Raw genomic sequence first — 18,186 nt, forward strand, 5'->3', positions numbered from 1 at the left:
AGCCATGAAGCGACATCCTTCCGAGCGAACGCGAAAACGACGCCGGCGATCCATCGGCATCGAAATGCCTCGACCGGCCGTCTATCTCTGCGCTGGAACGATCGTCATCGGCCTCGCCGCCGTCGACGCCGACAACAACATCCTCCTGCTCATGTTCGGCATCTGTCTCGGAGCGATTGTCCTGAGCTGCCTGACCGCCTGGCGGACCCTCCGGCGAATCAGCGTGGTCCGCGTCTCGCCCGAGATGGCCATCACGGGTCAGCCGCTTGAGATTCGCTACACGATTACAAACCACCGTGCCTGGGCCGGCGCCCGCTGCCTGCGCATTGTCGATTTAGTGGACAAAGGATCGCTCTCGCACAGGCCCGAGCTTTTCCTGCCGAGGCTGGCCGCCCAGCAAAGCGCCTCATTGACCGTCTCGGCCGTCGCCCTCAAGCGCGGCCGAATCGCCCTCTCGGCCATCCAGGTCTCATCCGGTTTCCCATTTCAAATCGTCTCCAAATCGATTACCCACTACGTGGACGATGAAATCGTCGTCTATCCCAGCCTGGGAAGACTGCACGGCCAGATTGCCACCGGTCGCGAAGTTCGTGATCTCGTCGGCGTCGGCGCGACCACCGCACGAAGTCGCGGTGATGACGAGTTCTTCGGTATTCGCGAATACCGCGAGGGCGACAATCCCCGGCGAATCCACTGGCGGCGTAGCGCCGCATCGGGCCAGCTCATGATCCGCGAGATGGCCGGTACCCGCGATCCGCAGCTCTGGTGTGTTCTCGATACACAAATCGACCCGCACCGACAAGCTGATTCCGACCGACTCGAGTTGATCATTAGTGCAGCCGCCACCGTAATCTGTGACGGCCTCGAAAAGGGCCTCCGTGTCGGCCTCGTCTGCAACGGCGATCCGCTCCTCGTCCTTCCGCCCGGCGGCGGTCGCCATCGACGCTCCAGGCTGCTGCGCGAACTGGCCTTGCGTGGTACCAATCGGTCCGATGCCCTCCTTGAACAGATTGAGCGAATCGCATGGCCCGCTCGCTGGCGCGGTGTCGGCATCTTCTTCTCGGCCGGTCCCTTCGATGCCGATGGAACCCTCGCCCGTTTTCTCAACCGAAACATCGGGCCGACGCGCGCTTACGTCCCCCACACAACCGCGTTCGACAGCTTCTTTGAGCCGCCGCTGATCTTGCGGCCCGACGGCACGGGGAGGTTGACGAAGTGACGCCGCGCGGACCACTGCACATCGGAATCATCCTGCTCGCGCTGGCCAACATGTTGCCAGCCGTCGAAGTAGAGAATTCGTGGTGGCAGTTTTCACTTGCCGTGACGGCCGCCGGCCTCAGCCTCATCCTGATTCGTCCCGACGGCACGAGCAGGCTTCCCGCTTTCTACATGCACATCGGCCTGTTGCTCACCGGCGCCTTTCTCGTCTGGGAGATGTTCGGCGCGCATGACGAGCCCACCGTGTACATCATCGATCTCTCCCACTTCATCATCTTCCTCGGGTGCTTCAAATTCTTTGAGATGCGGACCCACCGCGACTACACCTTGCTGGCCACCATCAGCTTCCTCCTCCTTGTCATCAGCGCCTTCGCCAGCGGAAGCCCGATCTTCGGCGCCGTGTTGCTCTTCGACCTGACTTTCGGGCTCGCATGGTTGATGGCCTTCCAATGTCAGCGGGCCTTGCTGATGCTCGATCAGCAATCGGGTCATGGAGTCCGCTCATCCGATCTCGATGCCGGTGAAGCCCTGTCCACCCAGCGCTTGCCATGCCGTAGCTTCGCCTGGCCTGCGATGGTCTGGGCCTTCGCCCTCTTTCTCTTCGCGGGAATTGTTTTTCTCGCCGTTCCCCGGGGATGGGGCCGCGGCCTCTTTGTCAGAATTCAAAACGTCATTCCCACATCCGTCACCGGCTTCTCCGGAGAACTCACCCTCACTGATAACTCACTGGTCGAAGACGTCACCCCGGTCTTAAGGGCCCGATTCACGCGCGGAGGTCGCGCTCTGAAAGAGGGAGAAGTCGCGCCGCTGCTGCGCGGCAAGACCTTCGAGCGCTACGAAAAAGGCCGATGGCTTCAGCGCGGGAGATTTCGCCTCTCGTTGGACGTCGATCCCGCGAAAGGACCGTCAATTCTCACCCGCATCAGCCCGGACGAACTGGGTGACGACGTCATCGAGCAGGAAGTCTGGCTGGACGACGTCAGCTCCGGGTGCCTCTTCTCCCTGTATCCGCCGCTCGACTTCGATTCGGATGACATCAAGCGCCTGCGCTTTCGCCCCAATGACCTGACGATCCAGGCCCCCGATCGAAACCACACCAGCGTCCACTACAAGGTCCGCACGACCGATCGGCTCTCCCACGATGAGAGAGTGATTCTCGATCCGCCGCCCGAGCGCCCCAGGCGGCCGACTCGCATGTCGGAGGTGCATCGCGACGTGCGCGAATTCGCCGAGGACTTCTTCAGACGCAGGGGTGATCCATCCGACCCCCTCGAACGCAGGAAGCTCGCCGCAGCGCTCTGCGAGTACCTCGGCTCCAGTGAATTCGAGTACACACTCAATCGCGGCGTGCGCGCGCGAACCGGCGATTCCATCCGTGACTTTCTCTTCTTCCACAAACGGGGCCACTGTGAATACTTCGCCTCCGCCATGACTGTCTTGTGTCAGGCCGGCGGCATTCCCGCGCGCGTCGTAACAGGCTATGCCGGAGGTGAGTACAACGACGCCGACGGGTCCTTCACCTTCAGAAGAAGCGACGCCCACGCATGGGTCGAAGTCTTCATGGCCGACGAAGGCTGGGTCCCGTTCGATCCCAGCCCCATCTCGACGGCAAGCCGAAACACCGCCTCTGGCGGCCTCTGGGCCACCATCAACGCCTGGCTCCGCACCATCGAGCTCAAGTGGTCAACCACCGTCGTTGCCTTCGACGCCCAGACCTGGGCGACCCTCGTCCAGCGCGTGGTCGATTTCGGCGAAAAATTGCAACAGGAAGACGCCGGCTCAGGCATCTCCGGAATCACGATCAAAACAGTCCTCTGGGGGCCAGACTTGCTCCCGCTCTGGCAGCGATTTTTCTATTGGCTCCTGCTGGCCCTGGTCCTGGTCCTCCTCGTCCTCGTCATCCGCGCCATCGGAATTTTCTCGCTCATGCTCAAGGAGAGTCTTGGCGTAGGACGCCGCGGCCGGTCAGTGATCGTCAGAAGGCACGATGCCAGGTTCTACGATCGTCTGCTTCTTCTACTGGCCAGTAAGGGACACGTGAAGCCAAGTTCGCGATCTCCGCTGGAGTTCGCACGCGATCTCGCATCAGCCCACCGCGAGCTCAAAGACCTGCCGCTCATCACCAATTGGTTCTATGAGGTCCAGTACGGTCGAAGTGCCCTCACCCAGCAGCAGCAGATGCGAATTCGAGCCCTCCTCGCCCGACTTCGTGAAGACACGGCATTCGGCGCGCGAAACGAGCAGGACCGCATCGTTGCCGGAGGAACGCTTTGACGTTGGAGATGCGGCGCACAGATCGTACCCGCGCTCGCCCATGAAGTGAGTTTCTCTCGCCGGCGCCGATCAGCCGGGGCCCTTGCGAGTTCGTCGGATGACCCACGTTCCGATGAAACACATCGCCAGTGTTACCGCGCTCGTTGCCCCGCAAAGGCCGCACGCTGCACCCAGCCCGCCCGGCGGAACAATCGAGAAAATCGGCGACGTCGTCACCGACATCGTGAACACAGTCTTCACGCTGCATCCCATGCTGTCGAAAGCCTCAACCTGCACAACATACGCGCCCGGCGTCACCGAACTGATCACCGGGTCTGTCGTCTCATCACCGCTGATGACGCCGTCAATCTGCGGACCGGAGAGGATCGACCATTTGAAATGATAAGGTGGCGTCCCGCCCGTCGCGGCAAACTGCGCTCCGGGCTCCAGCGTCCCCCCGACCGTAATAATCGGGTGCTGCGTCGCATAGAGCCCCGCATCGAGTTTCACCGGCTGCCCCGTAACCGGATTACCGCCCGTCGGGCAGTTGTCGCATGCGTCGCCGATCCCGTCGCCGTCGCTGTCGGCCTGGTCCGGATTGGCAGCGAAGACGCAATTGTCGCAGGCGTCTCCGATGCCGTCGAAATCGGCATCGAACTGATTGGAATTCGGCACGTTGATACAGTTGTCGCACAGATTGCCGATTCCATCTCCATCGGCATCGGTCTGGTTCTCATTCGTGACGTTGGGGCAATTGTCGCAGGCGTTGCCGTGCGAGTCGCCGTCGTTGTTCGCCTGGTTGGGGTTGGCGTGATCCGGGCAGTTGTCGCAGACATTTCCAACGCCGTCGCCGTCGGTGTCCGCCTGATTCGTGTTGGGCGTCATGGGGCAGTTGTCGCACAGGTCGCCGACGCCGTCCCCATCGCCATCCGCCTGGTTGGCGTTGGCAATGTTCGGACAATTGTCACAGGCATTGCCGATACCATCGCCATCGGTGTCGGCCTGTGTCGAATTCGCAACCATCGGACAGTTGTCGCACTCGTCCAGCACGCCATCCGTGTCGAAATCGGAAAGCAGCGGCACGGTCAGCCGCACATCATCGATCTGCCACCCGAGAAAGTTGCCCACGATCGGCGTCGAACTCGCCTGAAACGTGAACTGAATACGAACCGTCGAGCCCGCGAAGCTGGACAAGTCGAGCATCTTGTCCTCAACCGCCCCGGTCCCGCCGCTCTCCGTCAGAACGCTCACCCCGTTGACTTGCACGCTTGCAAAGTCGAGGCCGGCGCGCGTCTGAAGCCGCGAACAGTAAGTCAGCGTGACGTTGGTCGCATTGCTCGGTATGTAAACGACCGGCGACGTAATCTGACCAGAGTCCGACGCCGCATACCTGCAGGTCGTTTCATCACCGGCATATGCGAACCCGCCGCCTTCGCAGGGCATTCCTGCCGTGCCGCAATCCCCGGTCGCTAACCAGATTCCGCTGGCCGTCCAGCCATCGACGAATCCGTCCTCAAAGCTTGTTAAAAGAATGACGCCGTCCGGTGGATGAAATTGGCACGCGTCGAGTAGACCGTCCCGGTCGCAGTCCCGGCTGGCATTTTGCGCGATCTCGCACGAGTCCGGCCCGCCCGAGCTGTTACAATTGCACTCGCACGCGTCAATAACTCCATTGGAACAGGCATCGAGTGATGCGTCGGCCTCGATCTCGACGCGGTCCACAATCCCGTTGGTATTGCAGTCAATGGCCGCGGGATACTCGATGAATGCCGCGATGTAGTTGCCGCCGCCGCACGCCGCCGAATTCACCGCCCCCGAGGCGATCATGTTGATCGTCGCGTTCCCGCCCGCCAGCGCCATGTTGTATGTCGTCGCATCAATGACCAATTCATCGGAGTCAGGCGTCGTCGCGCACAAGGAAGCGTTATTATCAAACACGCTTCCGATACCCGTACCGTTGATCTGCACGGAAACGTTTTGGCCATTGTCCAAAAAGTCGCCGACCCCCTTGAACGCCAGCCGAACCGGCCCTGCCGCATTAGGTGGCCCCGTCATCGTGAACGACCGAGGCGAGCCCGAGCCGATCGTGCTCAGCACCGCCGAAGAGTTGGCAAACTGCGAATTCTCAATTCCTGCCAGCAGGTTGGCACTACAGTTCACGCAAGTGACGAGCTTCACATCATCCACGTACCAGCCCGCCGCGCCGTCGCATTCGTCGCGACCGAAGTCGAATCGCACCTGAATCGTCGTCGTCCCCGCAAGAAAACCGCTCAGATCGACGACCGTCACGCCCCATTCGCCCCCGACCCCGGTCCATGACTCCTGCCCGGCCAGCGGATTCGTATTTCCCTGTGCCCCTGAACGGAGCTTCCCGTTGTATGGGTTAAACTTGAACGCCGTCCTCGGAACAACCGACACCGTCCGCCCGTTCGTGCGAACTTTCAGATTCCCGCCGTCAAACTGACCTTCCGAAGCAAGGTAATGACTGAAGACCAGCTGAAGCGAAGTGAGTCCGCTCGGCAGCGGTATCTCCGGACTAAGCAGCGAGTGTGACGCCGAAGTGCCGCCGCTAAGGCACCCGACACCGCCGGGAAAGTCCCCCGCGAACCACGCGACACCGGGCCGACCAAACGGCAGCGGATTGGTGGACAGCATCCACGAAAACGGCGTCGCCGGACCGGAGTTGGTAACCGTCCACCGGCCCGCGCCATTCTCAAAATCGTCCTCGAAAAGCGTCCGCGGCTGAGTGCAAAGCGTCGTCGGCTCGCCAGGCTCAAGCACAAGATCCGTCTGGCCCCGTGCCGCCTCCTGCCCGATCGCCAGAATGCAGATAAGTAAAACGGCGATGACCGGCCCGGCCGAAGCGGGTCGGGTCTGAAATGACAAGGATTGAGCGCTGATCATGCGGCAAGGTCCTGTCCGAAGTCCGCCCCCCGTTCGGGCCGTCGTTGGAATGTCCGTCGATGCGACCATGGGCAGGAACACGCAAAGTGGCGGCGCGAGGCTTGCGACCGCTACTCTGAATGCAGAATCTACCCACTTACGATATCCCAACCACGCCCCAAAAACAACCCTGCGGAGCCTCATTGCCCCGCTGGAGGCAACGCCGGTAGCTCAAATCGTCATTGGAAATGCGCCAGGGCCGGTGGACCGAAAACATGTTTCGGAGCGGACCAATCCGCATGGGTGGCCGGCGGGTCTTAACCACCAGACTGCTCTTCGAGCATCTTGCGGAGATAGTTGTTTTCCCGACGTGTGGCCTCAAGATCGAACAACAGATACTTGATCGACAGCCGCAGATAATCAATCGAATCCTGCAGGCTCGTCACGGTCTGTTTGAGCTTCTCGTGCCGATCCTTGGTCTGGGCCGCCAGCGTCTGCAGCTTGGCCCGATCCTCTTCCGGGATATTGCCGATTTCCTGTACCAGATCCGCAAGCTTCTTCTGGAAATTCGCCTCGTCCATTTTTCTCCCCCCTCGCACGACTTCTTAAAGGTCTTCCCTTGCGACCTCGTTGCATTAGGCTTTCGCCGTGTCGCGTCTCTCTAGAGGCATGGTCTGTGCCCGACGGGATTCCGAGGCTTTCAAAAGCGCCGAGGCCGGTAATATTCAAGGGACCCGGCGAAAATCTCCGTTCACCCCTTTGGGCGACGTTCCCGTGGGCCGGTCCTGCTGTAGCGGAGTGCTGTCGAAAAGCGACACCCGGTGATTGCAAAAAGCCCGATGAATCGAAATAAGAACGCCGGTCCGATTATCGGCGTCAAAATCAGAGGTTCGATTGATCGTTGCAGACCAGAAATCGATGCGTGCCAACCACGTCCGTAGCGGCCGATACCCAGCCGTGTTTTGTCTGGGGCTCGTCGTCCTGACGTCGATCCTCGCCTTCGGCGAAACAACCAACGCCCCATTTCTAAATTGGGACGACGATCGTAATTTCGTCGCCAATACGGACTTTCGCGGCGTAGGCGCCGATCAGTTCCGTTGGGCCTGGAACACTTACCACCTCGGCGTCTGGCAGCCGCTCAGTTGGCTCCTGCTCGGCGCTCAGTGGCAGGTGGGGGGGATGCAGCCCGTTATCTACCGAGCAGTCAGCCTCGCGCTGCATGTGTTGAACAGCATGCTGTTCTACCTGCTCCTTCGTCGTCTCTTAATCGCCGCGCCCGCAAAGGCCGCCGTCCCGCCTGATGAAGCAATTGATGTCGCCGCCGTCGCCGGCGCAGTGCTGTTCGCGTGTCACCCTCTTCGCGTGGAGCCCGTCGTCTGGATCTCCTGCCAGCCCTATCTCCCCGCCGTCGCCTGTTACCTGGTGTCCGTCCTTGCATATTTACATGCTTTCTCAAAGCCGCATCGCCCGCGATATGTCTGGTGGCTCGCCAGCCTTGGCTGCTTCTCCGCCGCCGTGATGTTCAAAGCCGTCGCCGTCAGTCTGCCCCTCGTCTTGTTGATCCTCGATCTATACGTGTTGCGTCGACGCGAAGCCGGCGCAAATGAGCCCCGCGCCCGATGGACGACGCTGCTGATGGAAAAGCTCCCATTCGTTCTAGTCCTGATCCCCGTCTCGATGTGGGCCGTCGCTGCCAAAGACTTCAATGAGTCTCGCGTGGCCTGGGCAGACATCCATCTGGGTGAACGGTTAGCCCAAAGCGCCTACGGTATCGTCTTCTATCTGCAAAAGACCCTCCTCCCCATCGGTCTAAGTCCCTACGATCGAATGCCGGACGACCTTGCGCTAACGACCAGCCGCTTTCTGATTTGCATGGTGCTGGCGGCGACTGTGACGTGCGTTCTGTTCATGCGACGGAGGCGCTCCCCCTGGCTCCTCGCCGCGTGGCTGGCCTACGTCGTCATCCTGCTGCCCAATCTCGGCGTCGTGCAGTTCAGTCAGCAATTGGCCGCCGACCGCTACAGCTACCTCGGCATCATGCCGATCATGGCCGTCGTCGCCGCCGCAATCGCCGGCCTATGGCGCCGCGCGTCCCATCGCCCCAACACGCGCCCCGCGCTCGTCATCGCCCTGACCGCGCTCTCTCTTGGTAGCGTCTACGGCTCAAGGACCTACGCACGCCACTGGCAAAACTCCCTCAGCCTCTGGCAGCGCGTGCTCGATCTCGATCCCGATTGTGCCGTCGCCCACTGCAATCTCGGCGATGCCCTCCTTCGCGAAAACCGCACGACCGAGGCCTCCCGCCACTTCGCCGCCGCCATCGACCTCGATCCCAATTTCTCCTTTGCCTACGCCAACTTCGCCGCGCTCCTCGTCCGCGCCGGTCGTCTGGACGACGCCGTCTTCGCCGCCCAGCGAGCCCTCGCCGGCGATTCTCCGCTCCGCGGTCGCGACCTCGCTCGGGCCCATGCGATACTCGGCGAGGCCTACGCCGCCCAGCGCCGCGACGACCTCGCCTGGCATCACACCCTGCTGGCAAAGGAACTGGGTTTCGCCGAGGCGCAAAAGATGATCGACTATCTCAGCCGATTCTCATCGCCCCCGACGACTCAGCCCGTGCTTTCGCCGCAAAATTAGTGTTAGCTGACTTGGAAGTGACTAAATCGACTGTCGACTCGGCTCGCCGGTCGTCTCGGGAGCCGGAGGCTCGCCCTGTGCCGGCGCGCCCGGCGTGATGCCGCGCATCTTCCGAACGGCCGCGCCCACCGGGCCGCTCAAGGCGTACAAGATGGCGGCAAGTGCAATCGTGAGTTGAAACTGAACTACCAACCCAATGAGAAGAATGATGACGATCCCGACGATCTGTCGAAACGGCCGCCTGCCGCGAAGGATGGCATTGACCACGTGCGGATACCCGAATCGACTCACCATCAAGAGGCCCAGCACCATCGCAAAGGGCGGCATCGTTCGACCGATCAGCCGATAGGTCCAGTCTGACATCGTCCCCACCAACAGGTCCTGATGGAGAATGACCAGGCTGATCAACGCCCCTGCCGCGCCCGGCGTCGGCAATCCGCGAAACCCCATGTGCGCAGACTCGTCCGCGACACTCTCCACGTTAAACCGCGCCAACCGAAGCGCGGCGCACGACACGAACACCGCCGCCATGACCCACTCGGCTCGCCAATAAGCCCGGGCCAGACCGGATAACGCCGTCACATCGCCGGGATACGCGATGCACAGCACCAGCACCGCCGGTGCCACGCCGAAGCTTACCACATCCGCCAGCGAGTCAAGCTGCGCGCCGAACTCACTCGTCTTTCGCGTCATCCGCGCCAGCCGCCCGTCGATCGCGTCGAAAAACATGGATGCAAAAAGCAGATACGCCGCAATGGCCAGGAAGCTCGGAAAGAAATTGCTCAGTCGCGCCCCGTCGATCGCGCTGAAGTGCCGACCGGCCCCACCCGCCTGCATGCTCAGCATGCAGACGTAAATCGCCCCCAGACCGCAAAGCAGATTCCCCAGCGTGGCCAGCGATGGCAGCACCGCGACCGTCTTCAACACGCGGTCGTGTCGTCGCGCCTTTCGTCGGGATACTTCCGGGTCGTTTGCGACTCTCATAAGGCTCGGCTCTTCCAGTTTCGCGTCCATTCCGCGATCAGGCGATCGTCGGTTCTTCTCGCCGTCGTCCCATCGCTACCCGCGGGCCGGGCGCTGCCTCGGGAACGCATCGCATCATCACGCTGGCGCCACCGCGTACAAAGTCGCCGACCCTCACCACCGGATTAAACCCCGACGCCTTCGGCACAATCAACTCCGTCCGCGAGCCGAACTTAATCAGTCCAATCCGCTGACCGCACTCCAGCGTGTCCCCCGGACCAACCCGGCAGATGATTCTTCGGGCAATCAGCCCCGCAATCTGACGAACGATCACCGGACCGCCGATCTTGCCTGTGGGTTCAATAACGATGGTGTTCGCTTCGTTCCGTACGCCGCACTCCGGGTGCCTGGCGTCGAGAAACTCCCCGGGCTTGTGCTCGCAGGAAACCACCCGCCCGCTGCAAGGCGACCGGTTGATATGCACGTCGAAGACCGAGAGAAAGATGCTCACCTTAAACGCAGGCCCGCCGACAAGGTCGCAGTCCTCGATGGTCGTGACCTCCGTCACCTTGCCGTCAGCCGGCGAAACCATCACGTTCGCATCGGTAGGAACAACCCGGTGCGGATCGCGAAAGAACGCAATGCTGAAGACCCAGACCGCGAAAAGAACAATCGCCGGGACCCACAGCCATTGGGAATAAACCGATGCCGCCCACGCCGCCGCGACTGCCGGGACGAGGCAGACAAGCGTGGAGATTGTTATTTCCCGGAGGCCTTCCCGCGCAATGGTCATTTCAAGAGCTCTGCAATAGATGCGTTTCGTCGCGGGGGAATGATAGCGGAAGATGCGCGGCTTGGCGCGTCCGGCAGGATGAGAGAATCTCGCAAAGGGCCCTGACTACCGCCGCGTGACCTCTTCCACGTAATTCGGCTGCCAGATCGTGCCGCCCAAGCCGTAGATGGAGCGCGTGTCGAAATAACCGTGGGCCACGTGGCCATCCGCGAACGCGACCGACCAAGCGGAAAACTTGCGGTGCCAACCGTTGCGCTGCGGCAGCGACGGCGGCATGGGGTCGTCTTCGAGTGCCTCAGGCGAGGCGTTGTAGGTGGCCCCATAGAAGCCCTGCTCGCTCCAAAGGATGAACTGCGAGGCGTTGCCGCCGACCAGATGCCGGGCGATCTTGCTCGACAGTGCGGCATACCGAACCGGATCGTGAATCGCCGAGGCGAAGTCGTAACCGGCGTAGCCCTGGAGCCAGCGCGTGTTGAGCGAGTAGCTGCTCCCGTTCGCCTCCCAACTGCTGCGCATCTCCTCTTCGGTAAATTGCGCCGGCCCGCCGATGATCGATGTCGTATTCGATCGATCGCCCGGACAGATGAATGACTTGATCACGTCCCGCCCGCGGTCATTGAAGTCCAACGGACTCGCCATCGCCGTTCGATCGATGTACTTGTTCAGCGGACGGATCTGCGCCGGATACTGGCTGCTGTCCGCGTAAGCGTCGCTGGGCTTCGGCGCCCGGAAGCCCCCGAATACCCACGGCGTCACAAGAGTCGGTGTGTAATTCCGATGGAACGGAGCCTGATACCACGGGTAAAGCTGAGCGCCCGACTGATCGTCGGTGTACATCGCGCTGGCTTGCAGAATCGTGCGAAGATTCGCCAGGCACTTCACCTTCTTCGCCTCTTCGCGAGAGGCCCGCAGGTACGGCAGCAGAATCGAGACCAGGAGCCCCAAGATCGCCAGGACGACGAGCAGTTCGATCAGTGTGAACGCGGACCGCCGACGGCTCGGCCGTCGTTGTTCACGATGGGTTTTGCTGCAGGTCGGCACTAGCCACCCTCGACCTTGCTGCCGGAATCTCCACCCCGGCGATGCGCTTAAATAACCTTGGCCGGCGGTTCGCTCGGCACGGGCACCTTCTTTGGATCAATCTCGAGAGGTCTTGGTTCCACGATATTTGTTCCCGGCTTCACGCAGGCGGGGCACCGAGGCGATCCACCTTCCACCTCAGAGCCGAGATACGCCCCCTGGCACGATCGGCACTGCCGGGCCAGAAAAGCCTCGCACCGGCCGCACGCCGGACAATCGATCGGTCGGCCGCCGTTGTACGGGCCCCTGGCAAGCTCCATGACCCGCGCGGCGGTCAGATGCATCGACTGCCCGCAGGCGCGGCATTTCCAGAGCGTTTCCGTCTGCGGTGACTGCGCGGCGACCGCGTCGTCATTCCCTGCTATGACGGCGACGCTGGCTACCGAGAGCGCGGCAGCGACCAGGATGAGAATGAGGCTTTTCATGCGAGCGGTTCCCCGTGAAAGGGAAGTATGATCGGCTCTTCGCAATATCTTAACCCCCCAGCCAAACCAAAGTCCAGACGAATCGTCCGGGCCAAATGGGGCCCTGACCGTCCGCCAATGTGTCCAGCGGCCTGCCTGCCGGCTCCGGCGGTCATGCGATTTCGCGGGAAAGACGCTCCTTTTGGCCTCCAGATGGCCATCGCCGAAGGTGACATAAGGTGACACAGCCGGATTTGGGCGATTGCAACTCGCGTGGCGGTCGCGTGTTGGGGCAAGTTGAAAATTCGGCGGTTTTTGATGAGATGACGGTGACACAGTTGAAATTTCACCGGGCCGGGTGATCGCGGATCGAGAGCGGTCAGTTGGCGTGGGCGCGGCGCGGGAGCGGTCGGGTGGCATGGCCGCGGCTTTGGGCGGCGATGAGATTTCGCCGCCGCTGCGCTCGTTTTTATCCTCAAGAAGGCCATCGGTGAAGGTGACATAAGGTGACACACCCGATTTTTTTCGTTTGCAACTCTCGTGTCGGGCATGTGTTGGGGCAGCGCACGATTTAGGCGGTTTTTGGTGAAAAAGACCTGAGACACGTGGCCCGCGGCTCGAGGCGCGGAGCGGCAAGGTCGGCCTGCGCCCCGTGGCGCGGAAGGGCCCGTTGACCGAGGGACAGAGTGATATGGGTTTTTCATCGCGCGCCATCCCGCCGAGCCTGATTGGATCGAACTCCATTCAACAATTCTTGCTCGGTGTCCGCGCCTTGATTCGCACAGCAATGCGTTCTCCATGCGACCGGTTCGAGCCGAAGTGGACGGCAATAGGCGGCGCAGCCGCGTCGCCCTAGAATGCCCCCTCGTGGCCGGACTTCCCTACAAACGACGGCGATTGAAAAGAGGGCTGGCGTTGCTCAACCTGGCGAGCGCCCTCGCGCTGACCCTGGCGAGTGCAGCATCGTTCCAGTGGTCGTTGACCTATTTTGGGGCTACCCACAACGTCATGTTCATTGCCGGAGGGCTCTATATCCCACCGAAACTCACTCGTGTCGGTCAAGGGATCACATTCGAACGCTCGATGACAGCCAAGCTGCCGTGGAAAATTCGTCTGGAGTTTTTCTTCAAATTGCCGTCGTGGTCGGGAACAGACTCGCTTTTCATCCCGTTTGGCTGGCCCGTGGTTATCCTTGCGGCAGGCTCGATGTTCGCCTTGTGGAAGGTGCCACGCGGATTCCCCGACGGGCATTGCCAATCCTGCGGCTACAACCTGACCGGCAACCAAAGCGGAATTTGTCCAGAGTGCGGGACGACGACGGCCCGTAGGGCCAACGATGGTTGACAGTGGCATTAGCCACTGGGTAGCGGGCATCGATCCAATTCTCTTCTTCTTCCTCACCACCCGGAGGGTGGACGAGCTCTGGTCATCCAACTTCGTCCGTCCTCCGGACGGGAGTGACAGGGGGGCGTCATGGTCCAGTGATTGAAATCACTGGCTACCATCGTGCGCCCTGCCGGGCGAAGGCCAAGTCCGCGCGCGCCCTCCCGGCCGAATACCAAAGCCGAGTTCGCCTTGCAGGGCGACGACCAGGCCCAAGCGCGACTTGTCTCGTGAATGTTTAGTCCCAGGGGAATGTGTCGGGCGAATTCCAAACCTGAGCGTGGGCATGCCGTCAACCGCGATGGGGACAACTGGTTGGTGGAGAACCGCCCGGACTGAAGTCCGGGGCTCGTCGATTGGCGGCGGCGGCGGCGCGCGGCGCGGTGTGCAGTGCCGGCGCGGGATGGATGGAATCTGCGGAAATCCGACGCAAACGTTTACCCGCCGCTTGGCAGCGTCAGCGTAAAGGTCGCCCCTTCGCCGAAGCGGCTTTCCACGCTGATCTCTCCGTTCTGTTCCGTCATGAGTTGTCGACAGATGTGCAGGCCCAGGCCGATGCCGCCGCGGTCGAGTCGGCCTTCGTGCTGCTTCGTGCTGAAGAACGGCTGGAAGATGCTGCCCAGATGTTCCGAGCGGATGCCGCTGCCCTTGTCGGCCACGCGAATCGCCACGCGGTCGCCGATCTGCTCCGCCGAGATCGTCAGCCTGCCCGTCCGCCCCAGCATCGCCTGCCGCGCGTTGAGGCAAAGATTGAAGAACACCTGCTGAAGCGACGCCGCGCTGAATCGGGCATGCAGTTCTTCGGGCACCGAGATAACCAGCGAGATGCCGTCCTTCTCCAGATCACGGCCGAGGCACTCGATCGCCTCCTGAATGATCGGGCGAATGGGCTGGACCGAGGGCCCGGTCCGGTCGTCCGTCGCCATTCCGAGAATCTTCGAGCAAAGCACGGCCATCTTCTGACCGCTCTTGAGCGACTTCTCCAGCGCGGTGCGCATGAGCTCGGGCTCTCCGCGCGTGAGGGCGAACTGGCTGTGGCTGATGATCGGCGTCAGGAGATTGTTGAACTCGTGGGCGAGCATCGAAGAGACGGTGCCGAGCGATGCGAGGCGCTGAAGCCGCTGCACCTGCTGCTGAAGCGCCGCCATCTGATGATCGAGGTTGTCGAGGTGCTGCTGTACGTTGCCTTCGGCGTCGGATAGATTGACATTCGTGGAGGCGTCGTGGTTCATGCGAGGTTCTTTATCCGCGATGTTGGCTGTTAGAAAGCGTACGTGCCTGTTATCGGCAATCACATCGGACGACTTGGAAACGTATCGCCCCATTGGCCGTGTGATCCGCCTGACAAATCGCGAAGGCCCGTCAGGATGCGCCGACCTACAGAGTCTTCGGCGATTCTTGCGCCGCGTCGCCCAAAGGAGTTGACCGAGGTGGACTTGCAGGACCGATTCGATCAACTGCTCGGCCTCGCCGAACGCCTCGGCCTGACCATCCGCCGCGAGCCGCTCGGTGGGGAGGGCGGGGGCTACTGCGTCCTCAAGGGCAAGGGCGTCCTCTTCGTGGACACGCTTGCCGATCTGGAGACGCGCTACGACCGCACACTAACGACCCTGGCCCGTCTGCCGCAGATTGAGGAGCACTTCGTCTCGCCTGAATTGCGGGACGAACTGGTCCGCGCCAAAGGGTGATCTTTTTGGATAGGTGTCGCCGGGCTGCTGTGCATGTTTGCACAGCGCGGCGCAATAAAAAACGATGGAGCCGGCAGCCGTCCCGAGCCAAATACACCGCCGACCCCATCGCAAATGCTCTTAGAAGATCAATGTCGCGAGGCGGTCCTGGAATTGCACCAGTTTTGCCCGCGACCCGAGCGTTTTCTTTTTCACCCGCCATGCCTGAACTGCCCGACATCGAGCTCTACTGTGGTGCGTTGCGTGAACGCGTCATCCGCCGTCCGCTGGTGAATGTCCGCGTGCTCAGCTCGTTTCTCCTGCGAACCGTGGACCCGCCCCTGGAAGCGGCCAATGGCCGAACCGTCATCGCCGTGTCGCGACTGGGGAAGCGGATCGTGCTGGGCCTCGACGGCGATCTGCACCTCGTGATTCATCTCATGATCGCCGGTCGCCTGCGCTGGCTCGCCTCTGACGCCAAGCCCCCGGGCAAGATCGCCCTCGCCGTGTTCGATTTTCCCGACGGCCGACTGGTCATCACCGAAGCCGGCACCAAACGCCGCGCCGCCCTGCACCTCGTCGCGGGCCGCGCCGCCCTTTCCGCGCACAACCCCGGCGGCCTGGAACCGCTGACCGCTGACTTGAACGCCTTCGCCGGGGCATTGCGCCGCGAGAACCACACGCTGAAGCGCGCACTCACCGATCCCCGGCTCTTTTCCGGCATCGGCAACGCTTACTCCGACGAGATTCTCCACGCGGCGCGCCTGTCGCCGGTCAAATGGACGCAGAAACTAAATGATGACGAGATCGCCGCGCTGCATGCCGCGACGATTCGCGTTTTGTCCGAATGGACCGCCGCGCTTAGCCAGGAATTTGCCGGTCGCTTTCCCGGGGCTGGTGACATCACCGCGTTTCGGCCCGACTTCGCCGCGCATGGGCGCTACGGACTGCCGTGCCCGGTCTGTGGCACTGCGATCCAGCGCATCAGATATGCCGAGAATGAGACGAACTACTGCGCCCGATGTCAGGTGGGGGGCAAGGTTCTGGCGGACCGATCGCTTTCGCGCCTGCTGAAGGATGACTGGCCGCGATCGATCGAGTCGCTGGAGGAGCATCGTCCTCCACCGAATACGTGACTGTCCGTAACCGGGATGCGGGATGAGTGGGGGGCTCAACCCTCCACAAGGCTGCGTCGCTCTTCCTTGAGCAGTGCGATCTTCTCCGTCGCCTCGTTCTGCTTGCACTCCAGGAGCATGTTTGCACTCTCAAGAATCATGAGCACGAAGCCGTTGGAGTTAAACTGCTCCGTTGAGAAGAACCAGTTCCTGTCGAACTGATTGCCGATTCGCGTCAGCGTCTCGCGCATCTCCCGGGTGCCGTCCTCGTCGCGAATTCCGTCGGGCCCCAGTGCCTCGGCATAGCGCGTGGCGAATCGACGACATCCCTGTCGGACGCGACCGGCGCACTGGTCGTAGGTCGCCTTGAGCGCCGTATTCATGAGCATGGAGATGGCGCGGTGGCCCTCGGCGACGCGGCATCGGCCCATGGTGCTGAGCGTCTCGATCTCTTCGAGCAGACCGCGCCGGGCCTCGTCGCCCGCCTTGCCTGCCTTCTTAAGAAGCTCCGCCTGCCTGGTGAGCTGCGTGAGTTCCGCGGAGACGACGCCCAGCCGGTCCGCCGATTCGCCGGCGCCGACCTCGGCCTGACGAAGTTTGGCGGCGAAGGCGGCCTCGTATTGAATGCGCGCCTGGTCGCCCGCTTCGACGCGTTTCTCCAATTCCGCCACCTGCGCTTCGAGCGATGTGAACGCGTCGAGCGCGGCGTCGAACTGTGTTTGAAGATGATGCAACTGGTCGCGAGCTCTTTCGGTGCGCTCCTGCCGATCGCCGCGAAGACTGGAGAGCAGCCCGGTCATGCTGAAGTTTTCGAGGCTTCGCAGCTCTTCCTCGGCCGCGGCCGCCTGAAGCTTCATGGCCTGCAACTTGTATTGCATCTCGACCAGCTTCGCGCGCTTGGCCTCGTAGTCTTGCCGGGCGCCCTCGGCTTCTTTGTATTGCTCTTTAACCTCCGAGAAGTCGTCGCTCGGCCGGTCTTGTGATCCTGGATTTGTCATGACGCTCGACTCCTCGTCAGTCTGCTGGCAATCACGGCGGACTACAGCGCGCAGACCCGCCGATCTGACCATCGGGCGATCGCTGGGACGGCTTGATGTATGCGGCAATAGCGGACGTGTGCCTGGCCGAGGGCTGCGATGGAAATGCGAAATATCAGACGGAGCGCCGCGCATCGATAACTTAGGGCTGGTACACCTGATCGACGATCGCCTCCATGCAGGTGACGCAGTAGGGCAGGCAGTTCACCGGTGTGCTGCCCGAGCACAGGGCGGGGTTCGCATGGCAGGCCTGCTCACAGCCGCCGAGGCATGCGTGGATTTCGGCCTGGAGAATCTGGCTTCGCGCGACACCCGATTGACGGAATCGATCGACCTCATCGATCAGTGCCAGGATCACGTCATCCGGCATCGACTGCCCGCCTCCGAGATTCGCGCAGGCCGATCTCAGGCTGGCGTTGACGCCGAAGCGATCCAATGGAAGCCCGTATTGCGCAAAATCGAGCCTCCCGTCGCAGGCCGCGGGCAACAGCATGGCCACGGAAATGGCCGCGCGATAAGCGCAACGATGGATGAACATAGCCCCCCTCCGAGCTATCTCATTCTATCCCGCGGAGAAGTGACCCTGAACTTGTCGCGCTTCTATTTTCTCGAACGACCGAGAATCACCCGTCGCCAGGATGGCGTCGGATTCGCGATGTCATTCGCGCGGCGTTGATGGCGATTGCTCCGACCCAATAAAAATCGCCCGGCGAGCAATGAAGCTCGTCGGGCGATGGGTCGATTGTGCGTTCT

Annotated in this window: 15 protein-coding genes; 6 read left to right on the top strand and 9 right to left on the bottom strand. The window is 61.9% G+C overall.

What is annotated here, in order from left to right:
• The first annotated feature begins 4 nt into the window (after positions 1 to 4).
• Both HS101_12335 and HS101_12340 read left to right on the top strand, forming a co-directional pair.
• A complete protein-coding gene (locus HS101_12335) occupies positions 5 to 1,219 on the top strand; it encodes a DUF58 domain-containing protein (protein ID MBE7507051.1) in 1,215 nt (404 codons plus the stop codon).
• Positions 1,216 to 3,492: a DUF3488 domain-containing protein gene (locus HS101_12340; protein ID MBE7507052.1), complete on the top strand. Its 2,277-nt coding sequence runs from the start codon at positions 1,216 to 1,218 to the stop codon at positions 3,490 to 3,492. The genes HS101_12335 and HS101_12340 overlap by 4 nt, the downstream gene beginning before the upstream one ends.
• Before the next feature lie 69 nt (positions 3,493 to 3,561).
• On the opposite strand, the gene HS101_12345 is transcribed toward HS101_12340, so the two are convergent.
• Both HS101_12345 and HS101_12350 read right to left on the bottom strand, forming a co-directional pair.
• The gene (locus tag HS101_12345) at positions 3,562 to 4,914 is read right to left on the bottom strand and encodes a thrombospondin type 3 repeat-containing protein (protein MBE7507053.1); all 1,353 of its coding nucleotides are present in this window, start codon (positions 4,912 to 4,914) and stop codon (positions 3,562 to 3,564) included.
• 1,757 nt (positions 4,915 to 6,671) lie between these two features.
• Positions 6,672 to 6,935 carry a hypothetical protein gene (locus HS101_12350; GenBank protein MBE7507054.1) on the bottom strand — a complete coding sequence of 88 codons (264 nt, stop codon included), beginning with the start codon at positions 6,933 to 6,935 and terminating at the stop codon, positions 6,672 to 6,674.
• Between the two features lie 337 nt (positions 6,936 to 7,272).
• Between HS101_12350 and HS101_12355 the strand changes: the two genes are divergently transcribed.
• Entirely contained in the window at positions 7,273 to 8,991 is a 1,719-nt protein-coding gene (locus HS101_12355) for a tetratricopeptide repeat protein (protein MBE7507055.1), read from the top strand.
• Positions 8,992 to 9,012: 21 nt separating this feature from the next.
• On the opposite strand, the gene HS101_12360 is transcribed toward HS101_12355, so the two are convergent.
• The 4 genes from HS101_12360 to HS101_12375 all read right to left on the bottom strand — a co-directional run bounded on the left by HS101_12360 (position 9,013) and on the right by HS101_12375 (position 12,252).
• A complete protein-coding gene (locus tag HS101_12360; protein MBE7507056.1) occupies positions 9,013 to 9,975 on the bottom strand; it encodes a CDP-alcohol phosphatidyltransferase family protein in 963 nt (320 codons plus the stop codon).
• A gap of 37 nt (positions 9,976 to 10,012) precedes the next feature.
• The gene (locus HS101_12365; GenBank protein MBE7507057.1) at positions 10,013 to 10,747 is read right to left on the bottom strand and encodes a phosphatidylserine decarboxylase family protein; all 735 of its coding nucleotides are present in this window, start codon (positions 10,745 to 10,747) and stop codon (positions 10,013 to 10,015) included.
• Between the two features lie 105 nt (positions 10,748 to 10,852).
• Positions 10,853 to 11,788, bottom strand: a complete 936-nt coding sequence (locus tag HS101_12370; protein MBE7507058.1) for a type II secretion system protein — start codon at positions 11,786 to 11,788, stop codon at positions 10,853 to 10,855.
• A 47-nt stretch (positions 11,789 to 11,835) separates the two neighbouring features.
• Positions 11,836 to 12,252 (bottom strand): hypothetical protein, encoded by a 417-nt coding sequence (locus tag HS101_12375; GenBank protein ID MBE7507059.1) that lies wholly within the window; start codon positions 12,250 to 12,252, stop codon positions 11,836 to 11,838.
• Between the two features lie 846 nt (positions 12,253 to 13,098).
• Here HS101_12375 and HS101_12380 point away from each other — a divergent pair.
• The gene (locus tag HS101_12380; protein MBE7507060.1) at positions 13,099 to 13,575 is read left to right on the top strand and encodes a hypothetical protein; all 477 of its coding nucleotides are present in this window, start codon (positions 13,099 to 13,101) and stop codon (positions 13,573 to 13,575) included.
• Between the two features lie 476 nt (positions 13,576 to 14,051).
• Here the strand turns inward: HS101_12380 and HS101_12385 are convergent, their stop codons facing one another.
• Positions 14,052 to 14,846 (bottom strand): HAMP domain-containing histidine kinase, encoded by a 795-nt coding sequence (locus HS101_12385; protein MBE7507061.1) that lies wholly within the window; start codon positions 14,844 to 14,846, stop codon positions 14,052 to 14,054.
• A 198-nt stretch (positions 14,847 to 15,044) separates the two neighbouring features.
• Between HS101_12385 and HS101_12390 the strand changes: the two genes are divergently transcribed.
• The gene (locus HS101_12390; protein MBE7507062.1) at positions 15,045 to 15,302 is read left to right on the top strand and encodes a hypothetical protein; all 258 of its coding nucleotides are present in this window, start codon (positions 15,045 to 15,047) and stop codon (positions 15,300 to 15,302) included.
• Positions 15,303 to 15,502: 200 nt separating this feature from the next.
• A complete protein-coding gene (locus tag HS101_12395; protein MBE7507063.1) occupies positions 15,503 to 16,417 on the top strand; it encodes an Fpg/Nei family DNA glycosylase in 915 nt (304 codons plus the stop codon).
• Between the two features lie 35 nt (positions 16,418 to 16,452).
• Here the strand turns inward: HS101_12395 and HS101_12400 are convergent, their stop codons facing one another.
• Together HS101_12400 and HS101_12405 are read right to left on the bottom strand one after the other, a co-directional pair.
• Entirely contained in the window at positions 16,453 to 17,394 is a 942-nt protein-coding gene (locus HS101_12400; protein MBE7507064.1) for a hypothetical protein, read from the bottom strand.
• 181 nt (positions 17,395 to 17,575) lie between these two features.
• Positions 17,576 to 17,971, bottom strand: a complete 396-nt coding sequence (locus HS101_12405; GenBank protein MBE7507065.1) for a hypothetical protein — start codon at positions 17,969 to 17,971, stop codon at positions 17,576 to 17,578.
• Positions 17,972 to 18,186: the final 215 nt, after the last annotated feature.

The organism is Planctomycetia bacterium (genome assembly GCA_015075745.1).
GTDB lineage: Bacteria > Planctomycetota > Phycisphaerae > UBA1845 > UTPLA1 > UTPLA1.